At 72.7% G+C, this 15,426-nt stretch carries 10 protein-coding genes; 5 read left to right on the top strand and 5 right to left on the bottom strand.

All coding sequences use genetic code 11. The features are described 5' to 3' along the window. The first annotated feature begins 121 nt into the window (after window positions 1–121). Window positions 122–1,984 carry a glycerol-3-phosphate dehydrogenase/oxidase gene (locus AB0H21_RS32410; protein ID WP_358524352.1) on the top strand — a complete coding sequence of 621 codons (1,863 nt, stop codon included), beginning with the start codon at window positions 122–124 and terminating at the stop codon, window positions 1,982–1,984. A 117-nt stretch (window positions 1,985–2,101) separates the two neighbouring features. Here AB0H21_RS32410 and AB0H21_RS32405 read toward each other — a convergent pair whose 3' ends face one another. Continuing rightward, window positions 2,102–4,297, bottom strand: a complete 2,196-nt coding sequence (locus AB0H21_RS32405; protein ID WP_358524350.1) for a beta-propeller domain-containing protein — start codon at window positions 4,295–4,297, stop codon at window positions 2,102–2,104. Between the two features lie 130 nt (window positions 4,298–4,427). Here AB0H21_RS32405 and guaA point away from each other — a divergent pair, with 130 nt between their 5' ends. After that, window positions 4,428–5,978 (top strand): glutamine-hydrolyzing GMP synthase, encoded by a 1,551-nt coding sequence (gene guaA, locus AB0H21_RS32400; RefSeq protein ID WP_358524347.1) that lies wholly within the window; start codon window positions 4,428–4,430, stop codon window positions 5,976–5,978. Between the two features lie 103 nt (window positions 5,979–6,081). Further along, window positions 6,082–7,281 carry an acyltransferase gene (locus AB0H21_RS32395; protein WP_358524345.1) on the top strand — a complete coding sequence of 400 codons (1,200 nt, stop codon included), beginning with the start codon at window positions 6,082–6,084 and terminating at the stop codon, window positions 7,279–7,281. A gap of 141 nt (window positions 7,282–7,422) precedes the next feature. On the opposite strand, the gene AB0H21_RS32390 is transcribed toward AB0H21_RS32395, so the two are convergent. Both AB0H21_RS32390 and AB0H21_RS32385 read right to left on the bottom strand, forming a co-directional pair. After that, complete coding sequence (locus AB0H21_RS32390; protein ID WP_114032791.1) at window positions 7,423–7,653, bottom strand: DUF397 domain-containing protein; 231 nt, start codon at window positions 7,651–7,653, stop codon at window positions 7,423–7,425. A gap of 182 nt (window positions 7,654–7,835) precedes the next feature. Next, on the bottom strand, window positions 7,836–8,543 hold the full coding sequence (locus AB0H21_RS32385) for a polysaccharide deacetylase family protein (RefSeq protein WP_358524343.1): 708 nt from the start codon (window positions 8,541–8,543) through the stop codon (window positions 7,836–7,838). 347 nt (window positions 8,544–8,890) lie between these two features. Here AB0H21_RS32385 and AB0H21_RS32380 point away from each other — a divergent pair, with 347 nt between their 5' ends. Together AB0H21_RS32380 and AB0H21_RS32375 are read left to right on the top strand one after the other, a co-directional pair. Further along, window positions 8,891–10,180 (top strand): CDP-alcohol phosphatidyltransferase family protein, encoded by a 1,290-nt coding sequence (locus AB0H21_RS32380; protein ID WP_358524340.1) that lies wholly within the window; start codon window positions 8,891–8,893, stop codon window positions 10,178–10,180. A gap of 4 nt (window positions 10,181–10,184) precedes the next feature. Then, entirely contained in the window at window positions 10,185–11,231 is a 1,047-nt protein-coding gene (locus AB0H21_RS32375) for a sulfotransferase (RefSeq protein WP_358524338.1), read from the top strand. Window positions 11,232–11,254: 23 nt separating this feature from the next. Here the strand turns inward: AB0H21_RS32375 and AB0H21_RS32370 are convergent, their stop codons facing one another. Both AB0H21_RS32370 and AB0H21_RS32365 read right to left on the bottom strand, forming a co-directional pair. Then, window positions 11,255–12,361, bottom strand: a complete 1,107-nt coding sequence (locus AB0H21_RS32370; RefSeq protein WP_358524335.1) for a glycosyltransferase — start codon at window positions 12,359–12,361, stop codon at window positions 11,255–11,257. Continuing rightward, window positions 12,358–15,042, bottom strand: a complete 2,685-nt coding sequence (locus AB0H21_RS32365) for a CDP-glycerol glycerophosphotransferase family protein (RefSeq protein ID WP_358524332.1) — start codon at window positions 15,040–15,042, stop codon at window positions 12,358–12,360. The genes AB0H21_RS32370 and AB0H21_RS32365 overlap by 4 nt, the downstream gene beginning before the upstream one ends. Window positions 15,043–15,426 lie beyond the last annotated feature (384 nt).

The raw sequence follows: 15,426 nt of genomic DNA, 5'->3' as shown, positions 1-15,426 counted from the left end.
ACCCGCGGTGTTCCGACGTGGCGGTGTCATGATCGACGCTGGCCCTTCATTGGCATGTGGGTATCCGCTGTCGGGTAGAAATAGGACGCAACGCGACGAGCCGTACCCCAGGGGGATCGCGATGGACAGCCAGGACGGTGCGAGGGAACGAGCGGCGCAGGAGGGTGGGATCGGCGTGGAGGCCGGGCGAGGCGGCATTGAGGACAGGCGCGTCGGCGCCCGGTCCCGGGTCGGGGAGGGCGGCGGCACGCATTCCGCCCGGCTCGGCCCCGAAGAGAGATCGGCCGCCCTGGACTACTTGGCCGATCCCGCGCACGAGCTCGACGTCATCGTCGTCGGCGGCGGCGTGGTCGGCTCCGGCGTCGCGCTGGACGCCGTCACCCGCGGGCTGTCGGTGGGCCTGGTCGAGGCGCGCGACTTCGCGTCCGGCACGTCCTCGCGCTCGTCGAAGCTGATCCACGGCGGGCTGCGCTACCTCGAACAGCTCAACTTCGATCTCGTGCGCGAGGCGCTGCAGGAGCGGGCGCTGCTGCTCCAGCGGATCGCCCCCCACCTGGTGCGCCCGGTGCCGTTCCTGTTCCCGCTCACCCACCACGTGTGGGAGCGGCCGTACGTCGGCGCGGGCCTCACGCTGTACGACACGCTCGGCTTCTCGACCGGCCTGACCCGGGGCATGCCCGGGCACCGCCACCTGTCGCGCCGCCGCGCCCGGCGGCTGGCCCCGGCGCTGCGCAAGTCCGCGCTGACCGGCGCGGTGCAGTACTGGGACGCCCAGGTGGACGACGCGCGCTACGTGACGACGATGCTGCGCACGGCGGCCGCGTACGGGGCGTACGTCGCGTCCCGCACCCAGGTCTGCGGGTTCCTGCGGGAGGGCGAGCGGGTCACGGGCGTGCGGGTGCGTGATCTGGAGAGCACCGCCGAGTTCGACGTGCGCGCCCGGCAGGTGGTCAACGCCACCGGGGTGTGGACCGACGAGATCCAGGAGATGGTGGGCGGGCGCGGGCAGATCCACGTGCGCGCGTCCAAGGGCGTCCACCTGGTGGTGCCCCGTGACCGCATCCAGTCGCTCACCGGAATCATCCTTCGCACCGAGAAATCGGTGCTTTTCGTGATTCCGTGGGGGCGGCACTGGATCGTCGGCACCACCGACACCCACTGGTCGCTGGACAAGGCCCACCCGGCCGCCTCCCGCCAGGACATCGACTACGTGCTCGACCACGTCAACGCCGTGCTCTCGGTGCCGCTCACCCGCGACGACGTCGAGGGCGTGTACGCGGGACTGCGCCCCCTGCTCGCCGGGGAGTCGGAGGAGACCTCCAAGCTGTCGCGCGAGCACGTCGTCACCCACCCGGTGCCCGGCCTCGTCATGATCGCCGGTGGCAAGTACACGACGTACCGCGTCATGGCCAAGGACGCGGTGGACGCGGTCGCGCACGGCCTCGACCAGCGCGTGCCCCCGTCCTGCACGGACACGGTCCCGCTGGTGGGCGGCGAGGGCTACCAGGCGCTGTGGAACCAGCGGCACCGGCTCGCGCGCTCCTCCCGGCTGCACGTCGCCCGCATCGAGCACCTGCTGCAGCGGTACGGGTCGCTGATCGACGAGGTGCTCGCCCTGATCGAGCGGGACCCGTCGCTGGCCCGCCCGCTGGCCGGGGCCGACGACTACCTCAGGGCCGAGGTCGTCTACGCGGCCACCCACGAGGGCGCCCGCCACCTCAACGACGTGCTCACCCGTCGCACGCGCATCTCGATCGAGACCTTCCACCGCGGCACCGCCGTGGCGCAGGAGGCCGCCGAGCTGATGGCCGGGCCGCTCGGGTGGGACGACGAGCAGGTCAAGCGCGAGGTCGAGTACTACACCAAGCGCGTCGAGGCCGAGCGGCTGTCCCAGGAACAGGACACCGACCAGGAGGCCGACGCGATCCGCCTCGGCGCGCCGGAGATCGTCCCGGTGGGCGAGCCGGCGACCAAGGAGGTCTGATCCGGGGGTCTGCCTTCCGGCCGCACGGAGGGATCCCGTCACCGGGAACCCATCCCGTGCGGCCGGGGCACTCCGGGCCGTACTGCGCGATACGGCCCGGAAGCGTGCGAGGCGGTCTCACACCTCGAAGGGGATCCAGCCCTCGCCGGCCAGCGTGGTGGCGCTGCTGGCCTTCATGCCCGTGTCGGAGACGGTCCACAGCGTGTCCCCGATGATCAGGCAACGGCGGATCGCCGTGTCGAACTGGATCGGCTCGTCGGTCCGCGCCTGCTTCGGGTGCGTGACGAGCCCGGCCCGCGTGATGGACCCGTCGCCGACCTTCAGCACCATAGCGGCCATCTGGGCCGTGGAGGGATCGGGACCGCCCCAGCTGTTGACCGGCACGACCGCCAGCCCGGACTCCGGCCAGTACAGGAAGGCGTGCGGGTCCCATTCGGCCTCGGACCCGGAGTCCTTCTGGTGGAATTGCGCCAGGCGCGCCGGTTTGGCCGGGTCGCTGACGTCGAACAGCGAGACCTGCATGCCGAGCGTCCTGCCCTGCTCGCTGGCCTCCTGGCCGATGCCGAGGAGCCGTCCCTCGCCCGCCGGGTGCAGGTAGGCCGAGTAGCCGGTGATCTTCAGTTCGCCGGTGACCTTGGGGTTCGCCGGGTCGCGCAGGTCGAGCGTGTACAGCGGGTCGACCTGGCGGAACGTCACGACGTAGCCCACGGGGCCGATGAAGCGGACCGAGTAGATCCGCTCGCCCTTGCCGAGGCCGGTGACCTCGCCCACCTTGGCCAGGGTGTCGGCCTTCAGGACGTACACGCCGCTGGAGCCGCGCGACGGGTTCGCCCCGGGGGCGGCGTCGGAGGTGGTGGCGACCCGCAGGTTGCCCTGGAAGTCCGACAGGGAGTACTGGTTGAGCAGGCGTCCGGGCACCACGCCGGAGGCGACGTACCGGGGCGCGCCGGCGCCGCCGATGTCGAACCGGTGGATCTCGGTCTGCTCGGGCGGCGCCGCCTCGGCCGTCGGGGACCCGGTGGGCTCTGTGGGGGAGGCCGGGACGGGGGTCGTGGGGGCGGGGCCGGACGGGGACGCCGTCGGCTCGGGGAGCAGCGACGGCATCGACGGGTCGTTGCTCGGCTCGATCTTCTCCGCGGGCGTCGTGGTGGCCGGGTCGCGCGGGGCGACGGCCGTCGGCGCCGTCTCGGGGGCCGCCGCCGCGCCGGGAACCGCCGCCGCGCTCGGCGTGGTCGCCGGGGCGGGGGAGACGTCCCCGCTCGGCGCGTTCTCGACGGGGGCGGGCGGGGTGTCGTCGATCATCATGCGGGGGAACCACCAGCGCGGGTTGCTGGTGACGTACAGGCTGGTGGGCGTCGCGTACACCGTGTCGCCGTCGGCGGCCACCGCGATCGGGTCGTCGGAGGTGAGCCCGGCCTCCAGGTCGATGGTGTGGACGGTCAGCATGGAGGTGCCGGTGTACTCGGCCGGGTGGCTGATCGCCTCGCACTTCAGCTTCTCAGTGCGGGTGGCCTCACCGGGGGTGTCCACCTCGTAGGTCGGCAGCCACGCCTCGATGGGCGCGTTGCGCACGTCGTTCTGGTTGCGCCGGGTCCGCTCGTCCTCCTTCTCGTCCGGGCGGCCCTCGGCGAAGGTGATGGTCGGCTGCGACCTGACCACGAGGCGGACGGTCGAGCCGACCATCCGGGCGTCCACGTGCATGCCCTGCGGGGTGATCGACCCGAGGACCTTCAGCTCCTTCAGATCGACCAGCGTGTACTTGGGGCCGGCGGTGGCGGGCCGCTTCGCGACGGCGCCGACCGGGATCGCCTCCCCGCCGCTGAACATCACCAGCGCGCGGTCGCCGTGGACGAGCAGGTCCCCGGGCGCCCAGGCCTGCTCCTTCGGCACGAGCCGCAGCGTGCCGGTCACCTTCTTGGACGCGGCGTCGATCACGCGCAGCACGCCGCCCGCGTAGCTGATGATCCGCCGGCCGTCCGTCTTGACCATGTCGGGCTCGTCGACGCCCGCCTCGTGGACGTTGGTGGTGGAGTACGAGGGCGCGACCGCCTTCGCGTCCATCCTCGCCGCGCCGTCGGCCGCGTAGAAGATCATGTTGCCGCCGAAGCCCCACGGGCCGACGTTCTTCGCCGCGGCCTCGCGCAGGCCGTCGAGCATGTCGTCGCATCCGGTGTACGCGACGAGCTTGATGTTCCCCAAGGCCACGGGCTCATCGGCCGCGGGCTTGACGGGCCCGCCGCCGCTCGTGCAGGCCGTCACCGCCAGGCCGCAGGCCAGCGCCACGGCCGCTGCCGTACCGATCGAAGTCCTCATGCCCCTACGACGCATTCTGTGGTGACCCGGTTCAGCGGCCGGTACGGCGACCGTAGATCACCGGCAGCGTTCGCATCGGCCGCCGTCGCTAGACTGTGAGGACCGCGGCGTCTTTTGGGAGGTCTTTTCGGTGTCTGAGTTCGACACGGTCCTTGTCGTCGACTTCGGCGCGCAGTACGCGCAGCTGATCGCGCGGCGGGTCCGTGAGTGCCACGTGTACTCCGAGATCGTCCCCTCGACGATGCCGGTGGACGAGATGCTCGCCAAGAACCCGAAGGCGATCATCCTGTCCGGCGGCCCCGCGTCGGTGTACGCCGAGGGCGCCCCCGCCGCGCCGCAGGGCCTGTTCGACACCGGGGTGCCGACCTTCGGCATCTGCTACGGCTTCCAGGAGATGGCCCGGGTCCTCGGCGGCCAGGTCGCCCAGACCGGCATCGCCGAGTACGGCGGCACGCCGCTCACCGTCGTCGGCGAGGGCGTGCTGTTCGCCGGCCTGCCCGTGGCCCAGTCGGTGTGGATGTCCCACGGCGACAGCGTCGTCGCGGCCCCGGAGGGCTTCGAGGTCACCGCGTGGACGCCCGACACGCCCGTCGCCGCCATGGAGCACCGCGCCAAGGGCCTGTACGGCGTGCAGTTCCACCCAGAGGTGCTGCACTCCGAGCACGGCCAGGCCGTCATGAAGCACTTCCTGGACGCCGCCGGCTGCCGGCCGTCGTGGACGATGCTCAACATCGTCGAGGACGCCATCGAGGCCGTGCGCGCGCAGATCGGCCCCGAGGGGCGCGCGATCTGCGGCCTGTCGGGCGGGGTCGACTCCGCCGTGGCCGCCGCGATCGTCCAGCGCGCCATCGGCGACCGGCTGACCTGCGTGTTCGTCGACCATGGGCTGCTGCGCAAGGGCGAGGCCGAGCAGGTCGAGCGCGACTTCGTCGCCGCCACCGGGGTCAAGCTGCGGGTCGTGGACGCCCAGGAGCGGTTCCTCAAGGCGCTGTCCGGGGTCTGCGACCCGGAGGAGAAGCGCAAGATCATCGGGCGCGAGTTCATCCGCGTCTTCGAGGACGAGCAGCGGGCGATCCTCGCCGACGGCCCCGTCGACTTCCTGGTGCAGGGCACGCTCTACCCCGACGTGGTCGAGTCGGGCGGTGGCACGGGCACGGCCAACATCAAGTCCCACCACAACGTGGGCGGCCTGCCGGACGACCTGAAGTTCTCGCTGGTCGAGCCGCTGCGCACGCTGTTCAAGGACGAGGTGCGCCGCGCGGGCGAGGAACTCGGCCTGCCGTCCGCCATGGTGTGGCGCCAGCCGTTCCCCGGCCCCGGGCTCGCCATCCGCATCGTCGGCGAGGTCACCCACGACCGCCTCGCCATCCTGCGCGAGGCCGACGCGATCGCCCGTGAGGAGCTGTCCCGCGCCGGCCTCGACCGCGAGATCTGGCAGTGTCCGGTCGTGCTCCTGGCCGACGTCCGCTCGGTCGGCGTCCAGGGCGACGGCCGCACGTACGGCCACCCGGTCGTCCTGCGGCCGGTGACCAGCGAGGACGCGATGACGGCCGACTGGTCCCGCGTCCCCTACGACGTGCTCGCCCGCATCTCGACCCGCATCACCAACGAGGTCCGCGAGATCAACCGCGTGGTCCTGGACGTGACGAGCAAGCCCCCGGGCACCATCGAGTGGGAGTGAGCGGGCTTCCGCGTCCTGAACAGCCCCCGGCCGGCACGCGTTAACCATGCGAAAACGCGATCGGGCCGGTTATGCCGCGCCGTGGTCCGGTAAATTGCGGTAAATGCTGACGGCCGGGTCGTCCCCCACGACCGCCCCCTCCCCGTCCGCGCGGCCAAGGCTGGCGTGGCTGGACGCCGTGCGCGGCCTCGGGGCCACGGCCGTGATGCTGGAGCACATGCTCTACCGCTTCCTGCCCGGGCTGCGGCCGTACTGGTTCAACCTCGGCATCTACGGCGTGCTGGTGTTCTTCCTGGTCAGCGGGTACGTCATCCCGGCCTCGCTGGAGCATCGGGGCGACGTGCGGGCGTTCTGGGTGGGCAGGCTGTTCCGGCTCTACCCGCTGTACCTCGTGGTCATCGCCGCCGTCATGGCGGCGGCGCCGGTCGTCCCGCTGCGCGGCGACCTCAAGCCGGACCTCGCCGCCCTCGCCGGGCACGCGACCATGCTCGTGGACGTGCTGGGGTCGCCCGGCGTCGTCGAGACGATGTGGACGCTGTCGTACGAGATGGTGTTCTACCTGGTCGTGGCCGCGCTGTTCGCCACCGGGACCCATCGGCGCAGCGGCCTGTGGGCCGTGGCGTTCGCGGCGGCGGCGCTGGTCGTGGCCCTGGCGCTGGCCGTGCCCGCCCTGACGCCGGGCCCGGCCTCTCTGGTCACGCTGGCGGTGTTCGCGGCCGGGTTCGGGTGCGTGGCCGCCGGGCCGGGATGGGTGCGCACGGCGGGCACGCTCGCGCTCGGGGCGCTCGCCGTCACGCTGGTGCTGCTCGGCGGGCGCACGCCGTGGCTCGGCCCGGCGATCCTGGCGGTGATGTTCATCGGGACCGCGCTGTACCGCTGGGACGCCGGGCGGATCTCCGGGCTGCGCGCGGTCGCGGCGGCGGTCGTCCTGCTGGCGATCGTGCCGTTCTTCGCGGTCCCGAGCACGTGGTGGGCCTCGCCGCGCGTCTGGATCACCACGGTCGTGCTGGCCGGGGCGACGTTCGCGCTCGGGATCGCCGTGCGCGACCGCGTGGTGCCGCGCCCGCTGGTGTGGCTGGGCGTGATCAGTTACTCGGTCTACCTCGTGCACGTCCCGCTGCTGAAGCTGTTCCTGACGATCATCGGCGATCCCGCCCGGATGCCCGTGCTCACGCAGGCCGCGCTCGCCGCCGCGTTCATCGCCGTGGTGCTCGGCGTCAGCGCGCTGACGTACCGGTACGTCGAACGGCCCATGCAGCGCGTGGGGCGCGGCCTGACGATGTCCCTGCCCGCGGAGCGGTAGCCGCTGTGCCTATTGCCGCGCCTCCGGCACGGCGGTTCGAGGCGCTCCTTTAGGCGGCGTTCTTCCGTCGTCACTCGGAAGGGGCTCGTACCTCACCCCTTCCTCCCTCCTCCTCCAGAACACCGCCGCGCCTCGAACAGGTCAGTCGTCGAACTCGCCGTCGCGGACGCCGAGGACGAAGGCGTTCCACTCGGCGGCCGTGTAGCGCAGCACCGTGCCGGCGGGGTCGGACGGGTTGCGCATGGCGACCGCGCCGCCGGGGAGGTAGGCGATCTCGATGCGGTCCTCCGAGGCGCTGCCCGGGGCGCTCAGCCAGGTGACGTCAGAGATGTCCATGGCGTAGAGCTCGGCCTTCTCGCGTACGTCGCTCATCCCTCGACCAGGTCTCCCTCTGTGGCGGCCGGTAACGGCCATGACGAAACCGCGGATGGTCACCGCCGGCGAGATCGGCCGGTGTCTCCCGGACGTCCGGCCCGCCGGCGCGTTCACCCCACCTTAAGACCGCCGCGGGGCGGCCGCGCAAGCGATTCCGCCGATAGTCCCGCCATACTCGGTCAGTTCCAGCCGCCCACGGGGAAGATCTCACCTGGGAGGAGCGTCCTGCCGCGCAGCAGCTTCTGGACCGGCACAACGTGGTAGCCGCGCTTCTCCAGGCCGGAGAGGATCTGCGGCAGGGCCTTCACCGTGTGGGGCTGGATGTCGTGCATCAGGACGACCCGGTCGCGCTTGGCCGTGTCGAGAACCTTCGCCGTCAGGGCCTTGGTGTCGCGCAGCTCCCAGTCGTGCGAGCTGCGGTTCCACAGGATCTGCGCCAGGCCCAGCTCGGCCGCGATGGCGCCCACGCGCGCGTCGGTGTCGCCGTACGGGGGGCGCATGAGGTCCGGGCGCCTGCCGGTGACGGCCTCGATGGCGTCCTGCGTGCGGCTGAGCTCATCGCGGATCTCGCCGTCGTGCAGCGTGGTCAGGTGGGGGTGGTCCCAGGTGTGGTCGCCGATCTGGTGGCCCTCGCGCGCCATCCTGCGGACCGTCCCCGCGTACTTCCGGACGTGCTCGCCGACCAGGAAGAACGTGACCTTCGCGTGGTGGGCGCGCAGGATGTCCAGCACCTTGCCGGTGTAGGGCCCGGGGCCGTCGTCGAAGGTCAGCGCGATGCACTTCACACGCGCGCAGTCGAGCGGGCGGCGGGTGGAGTCGGCCGCCGCGGGCGTCGTCGCCGTCAGCGCCAGGGCGGCCGCGACCACGACCGGGATCCATCGCCGCATGTGACCTTCTCCTCCGTGTGGGACTCCGTGGGAGACACCGGGTTGAACACCGGGTTGAACGGCGGGTCGAACACAGTGGTGATCACCGGGGCGAACACCGGGTGCGGCGCCGCCGCCGACGCCGCGTAACCCTATCCCGGTTTCCCATTGGAACGTAAAAATCACACAAAATCGGTATTAATCGTTCACTGGACCCGGGTCCGGGCCCCCGTCCCGGAAGCCTTCCTGTGGCGGGAGGTCAAGCCGCGGAGGCCAGTCGCCCGCGGCGGTCAAGAAAGCGCCTAGAGATCACATGGTAGTTACAGACGGTGAGTTTTCGGTGGCTTCACGTCGCCATGCTGGCAGCCATGAGGTCCTATTCGCTGAATGACGTCCTCGCGACGCGCAAACGCAGAGACTCATGGTGGACGGTGTTCATGGTCGACCCGGTCGCGTGCCGGGTGGCACTGTTCGTAGCGAATCGCACCGAGATCACGCCGAACACGCTGACGCGTTTCTCGCTGATCCTCGGCATGGCCTCGGCGGCCTGTTTCGCGTGGAATCGCCTGGTTCTCGGCGCGCTGCTCTTCTACGTCAGCTTCATGATCGATTGTGTCGACGGCAAGATCGCCCGGCTGAAGGGCACCGGCACGCCGTTCGGACTCTGGCTGGACTACGTGGGCGACCGGATCCGCGTCGTCTGCTGCGCCGCCGGCCTCGCCTACGGCCAGTACGCCGCGACCGGACGGCTCGCGTACGTGCTGCTCGGCGCGGGGATCGCGATCCTCGACCTGTTCCGCTACGTCAACGCCCCCCAGATGAAGCGCGTGCGCCAGACCGCCAAGGCCCGGCGGCGCGCCGCGCGCAGGGAGGAACTGGACGCGGTACGCGACGCGATGGCCGTCGAGTCGCTCGACAGGGGAGCCTACGACTACCCGCCCCCACCCGCCCACGAGCACCCGTTCCCGCCGCCCGCGCCCCTCGACCACGACCACCGTGCCGGAGAGCCCGCCGTCCGCCCCGGCGACGCGCCCGCGCCGCACGAGCCCGCAGGGCCCACACCGGCCGTTCCCCGGCAGGCGCCCCGGTACCCGGACTCGCTCGGGTCCACCCAGCCCATTCCCCGCGACCCGTTCCCGCGCGTCCCGCCGCCGCCCGGCCTCCTCCCGCACGACCGCCCCGCGCCCGGCCGCGTCGCGCCGTCCGAGCCGTATGACCAGGAGCGCGACCGCGGCGGCGTTCCCGGCGGCGCTTCCGGCACCGGCGGCGTTCCCGCCGACGCTTCCGGCGGCGCCGACGACCTCGACCACGGCCGCCCGTACGACCAGGCGCCGCCGCAGCCGCCAGGGGAGGGCGACGGCCCGGCGGGCGCGCGGCAGCGGATCGCCCACTTCCTGGCCCGGCACCGCGTGCGCTCGCACCTGATGAGCGGCATCGAGTTCCACGCGGCCGTGTTCGTCGTCGCGCCGGTGATCGGCCCCGGCGCGCTGCTGCCCGTCACGGCCCTCGCGGGCGGCCTGCTCGTCGCCAACGAGATCTTCCTTGTCTACCGCATGTGGCTCTCCACCCGGGCGCTCGCGGCGCGGGCCCGGCCCGGCGCGTCCGAGGAGGACGAACAGCCGCACGTGCGGACCGATCCTTTCTTCACGGGGGTGTAGAGCGATGCGTCCAGACCGGCCCGTCTTCATCATCGGCTGCCCGCGCTCCGGCACGACGATGCTGCAGCTCATGCTGCACGCGCACGAGCGGATCGCGGTGCCGCCGGAGACCCGCTACCTGCTCCCGGCGTACTACCACCGCCGGTGGTACGGGGACATGCGCGAGCCCGCGAACCGGCGCGCGCTCGCCGAGTGGATCGCCAGGGACAAGACCACCAAGTTCCGCGCGCTCGGCATCGACGCCGACGCCTACGTCGAGCGGGCCACCGCGGGCCCCGGGTCGCTCGGGTCGGTGGTCGGCGAGACATTCCGCTCGTACGCCGGGCGCTTCGGCAAGCCGCGCTGGGGCGACAAGCGGCCGGGCTACTCCAAGCACGTGGGCGTGCTGCTCCGGTTGTTCCCCGACGCGCAGTTCATCCACCTGATCAGGGACGGCCGCGACTGCGTGGCCTCGCTCAAGGAGATGCCCTGGTTCACGCTGGACGTCTACCACGCCGTCGCCATCTGGGCCGAGGCCGTCGACTACGGGCGGCGGCACGCCGAGCGGCTGCCCGCCGACAGCTACCACGAGCTGCGCTACGAGGACCTGACCGCCGACCCGGAGGCGGAGCTGGCCAAGATCTGCACCTTCCTCGGCGAGGACTACGACCCGGCGATGTGCGAGCCGCGGCGCGTGGCGGTGACGGCGGTGCCCGCCCACAAGGTCTGGCACAGCAACACCCACCGCGAGGTCAGCCAGGCCAGCGTGGGAAGCTGGGCCGGCCGGCTCGAACCGTGGGAGGCGGCGCTCTGCGAGGAGGCCCTCGGCGACCGCCTGCGCGCCAACGGGTACGAGCTGTCCGGCGCCTCCGGCGTGTCCGCCCGGCAGTTGCTGGCCTACCGCAGGACGGCGACCCGGCGGGCGCTGTCACGGGCCCGCACGTTCGGCCGCGACCGGATCAACCGCATGCGCGAGCCCGGCCCGCTGGCCGCGATGCTGACCTCCGGGCAGCTCTCGCCGGCGAGCATCCCGCGCCCGCGTACGACCTCAGGGCAGCTCATCGGACACTGAACCGCGGGCCGGTCTCGGTGAGATCAGCGGCTGATGCGGGCGAAGACGTCCTCCCAGCGGTCCAGCACCCGCTCCAGCCGGAACGCCTCGGCGTGGGCCCGGGCCGCCGCGCCGAGCCGCCGCCTCCGGGCGTGGTCTGCCATCAGGCCGTTCAGCGCGCCGGTCAGCGCGTCGACGTCCGCGGGCGGCACGAGCACGCCGGTCGCGCCGTCCCGCACCAGCGCGCGCACCCCTCCGGAGACGTCGAAGGCGACCGCGGGCATGCCGTACGAGGCCGCCTCGCCCACCACCAGCGGGAACCCCTCGTGCTCGCTGGACAGCCCGAGGATCGCCCCGTTGAGGTACTCCTGGCCGATCCGCGAGGCCGGGACCCGGCCGCGGAACACCACGCGGTCGGCCACCCCGAGGGACGCGGCGTGCGAGCGCAGGCGCGCGAGCTCGGGGCCGTCGCCGATCAGGTGCAGCTCCCACTGCGTGCGCGTGCGGGACGCGCGGGCGAACGCCGTGATCAGCCGGTCGTAGCGCTTCACCCCCGCCAGACGGCCGATGCCGAGCACCCGCGGCACGTCCAGGAAGGACGTCGCCTCCGGCCACGCCCCCAGCGGGTTCGGGACGTGGTCGGTGTTCGGCAGCAGCGCCTGCTCGGCGAACCGCGCCGCGTCCTCGGGGCTGAGGAACAGCGACCGCGCCAGGCCGCCGTAGGCGCGGCAGACCGAGGCGAAGTGCCAGGTGCCGCGCGCGTGCTCGAACGAGCCGTGGTACTGGCCGATGGCCCGCAGCCGGGGCGGCAGCGCGCCCGCCAGCCACGACACCACCGTGGGCGAGGTCAGCACGGCGTAGCCGGGCGGCAGTGAGGACAGCAGGCGGGAGACGCGCGCCCGCGCCGCCCCGCGCCTGCCCTCACCCACCGGCCTGCGCTGCGCCACATGGTGCTCGTACAGGGGCCGTTCGACGTAGCGGAACGGGTCGGCCGCCTCGTGCAGGCCGATCACGTGCACGTCGTGGCCGCGCAGCGCGAGCCCCTGGGCGACGGTGTGCGTGACCCGCTGGACGCCGCCGAGCGTGTCGGCGTCCATGCAGGCGAAGACCACGGTCCTGCCGCCACGGCGTGCCGTCCCCGCGGCCCTCATGGGCGGGGTCCGGGCCCGTGGAAGAAGGCGTCCACGACGCGGGGAGCGGCCTTGCCGGTCTCCTCCGCGCAGAACAGCGTGACGAAGTCGGCGTACCGGGCGGCGTACTCGGCCGTGACGGCGGGCAGGTCGCGCAGCGCGGCGACCAGCTCCCCGGTGGAGGACAGCACCGGGCCGGGCCCGATCTCCCGCAGGTCGTAGTTCAGCCCGCGCTCCACCCGCGCGTACTCGTCGTAGTCGTCGGCGTACAGCAGAATCGGCCGCCCGGTGCAGGCGTAGTCGCAGATGATCGACGAGTAGTCGCTGAGCAGCGCGTCCGAGGCGAGGATCAGATCGTTCACCTCGGGGTACGACCCGGCCTCGCGGACGAGGTGGCGCACCCGCTCGGGCACCTCGAACCGCTCGACCGGATGGGTGCGCAGCACCACCACCCACTCGTCCGCCAGCGCGTCGCCCAGCGCGTCCAGGTCCACCCGCACCGACGCGCCGCCCGACTTCGCCCGGTCGCGGTACGTCGGCGCGTACAGCAGGATCTTGCGGTCGGACGGGATCTCCAGCGCCTCGCGCACGCGCGCCTCGGCCGAGGGGTCGCCGTTGACCAGCACGTCGCAGCGCGGCGAGCCGAAGCGCAGCACGGTGCCGGTGTACCCGTTGGACGGCGGGAAGACCCGCTCGAACTCCGCGCCCGGCGACACCAGCGCGTCCCACCGCGCCACGGCCGCCCGCCAGCGCTCGCGCGGGCCCGGGAAGTCGCCGCGCAGGTCGGGGGCGTCGAACCCGACCGTCTTCAGCGTCTGGCCGTGCCAGGTCTGCAGGTAGCGGGTGCCCTTGGGCTTGGGGAAGGCGAGCGGCAGGCCGTGGCTGTCCACCCAGTAGCCCGCGCGGGCCAGGAGCCAGATGTACCGCCAGCTCATCCGCCGCACCAGAGGCAGGCCCGCCGGGAAGCCCGCCGCGTCCCCGCGCGTCGACCAGCGCACCTCCAGCGGCAGCCCCCTGCGGACGAGCTCCTCGTAGATGTAGCGGGGGTTCCCGGTGTACCCGGCGCCGATGTCGGACTCGAACAACGCCAGGTCGCGGCGGCGCGGGAGCACGCGGATCAGCCGCCGGTACGCCCACAGCTTCACGTCCGCCCGGCCCGCCAGGTCGCGCAGCACGCGCAGCCGTGACGCCCGGCGCAGCGCCGGGTCCGGCCGCCACGAGACGCGCAGGACCGCGCCGTCGCCCGCCGGGCCGGCCGCGACCTCGTGCCTGCCCACCGTCAGCACCAGCGGCGGCATGGCGGGGTCGACCAGCAACCGGTCCGCGGTACGGTGCCCGTCCTCGCGCGTGAAGCCGATACGCGGGTCACGCCGTCCATGGAAGCCCAGCCTGCCGAGCCTGGCCTTCGCCAGGTCGAACTCCACCTGGATGAGGTAGCTGCCGTCCGCCTGCCGGCGCGGCTCCAGCGGCACCGTCAGGCCCTTGACCGTCAGATCGGCCGCGCACTTCCAGCGGCGCAGCACCGCGAACGGGTCGTAGCTGCGGACCGTCATCGACACGACCGTCCCCGCCGCGGACATCTCGGTCACCTCGTGGCGGATCCGCGACGCCTGGAACGGCAGCTCCGCCAGGCGCAGCGCGGTGATGTCCATGGCCGGGTCCGCGCGCGTCCCCCAGTACGTCCGGCCGTCCACGCGCAGCGCGTGCCGCGGTGGCGCCTTCGGCCCGGTCAGCGACCGCGCCGCGACCACCAGGTCCTCGGGATGGCCGGTGCGGATGAGATGGGCGCACACCCGGATCATCGGGTCGGCGCGGCCGAGCACCCCGGGCTCCAGGTCGTCCAGGTACGGGCGCGTCACGGACGCGAACTCCTTGACCCACACCGCCGGGTGTCCGGGCAGCTTGTTCAGGTAGACGCGCAGGTCCTGCTGCAGGAAACGGTGCTGGCGGTCGGCGACCAGGTCCGAGCAGCCGTTGTCGCGCAGGATCGCGTCGCCGACCTGCGCCGCCCGCACCCGGTCGCGGACGTTGCCCATGTCCCGCAGCGACGACGAGATCGACGTCGACCCCGCCGCGCGGCGCCAGACGTACACCACCCACGGCACGACCGCGAACCTGCGGGCCGCGCAGTACAGGGCCGCGGTGAACACGTGGTCCTCGTAGTGGAGGTTCTCGGCGAAGCGCAGGCCGTGCTCGCGCAGGAACTCCGTCCGGTACAGCTTGTTGGTCGCGAAGCCGTCCAGGAACAGGCGCGGCTCGGCGCGGATCCCCTCCACCACCCGCCGGGGCGCGTACAGGGACGGATAGTAGCGCTGGGTACGGCCCGTCTCCTCGAACAGCCGCGAGATCTGCCCGGACGCGAAGTCCGCGCCCGTGCGCTCCACCTCCTCCAGCAGGCTCTTGCACGCGTGCGGGGCCAGCTCGTCGTCGCTGTCCAGGAACATGACGTGCGGGGCGCGGGCGGCGTCCAACCCGGTGTTGCGCGGCGCGCCGCAGCCGCCGCTGTTGGACTCCCTCCGGATGTACCGCACGCGCGGATCGTCGTGGCGGGCGATCACGCGGGGGGTGGCGTCGGTGCTCGCGTCGTCCACGACGATGACTTCCAGGTTGCGCAGGGACTGGTTCAGCACCGAGGCGAGGGCGCGCGGCAGTCTGGCCGAATCGTTGAACGTGATGAGCACGACGCTGACATCCGGCTGCATGCTGGTTCCCCCCAGTCGGCACCGACGCTGCCCCGGGGTATTCCCGGCCAGCCCCGCGTACCGCCCCTCCCGAAGGAGTGCTGACCAGCCCTTTCCCGACTTTTACCGCCCACCGCCGCGCATGCCTGCGCCCACCGCCGCGCATGCCTGCGCCCACCGCCGCGTGTGCGTGCCGCTCAGCGGCGAGTGAGCAGCCGTCGTACCAGCCAGCCGAGCAGCACCACACCCGCCAGGGCCGCCACCAGCGGGGCTGTGCGCGGGGTGTGCGTGCCGCTCAGCGGCGGGTGTGCAGCCGTCGTACCAGCCAGCCGAGCAGCACCACACCCGCCAGGGCCGCCACCAGCGGGGCTGTGCGCGGGGTGTGCGTGCCGCTCAGCGGCGGGT

It is taken from the genome of Sphaerisporangium sp. NPDC051011, from assembly GCF_040653595.1.
In the GTDB taxonomy this organism is placed as follows: Bacteria; Actinomycetota; Actinomycetes; order Streptosporangiales; family Streptosporangiaceae; genus Sphaerisporangium.
The sequence above is the reverse complement of the archived record's forward strand: the minus strand, read 5'-3'. Positions and strand labels throughout refer to the sequence as shown.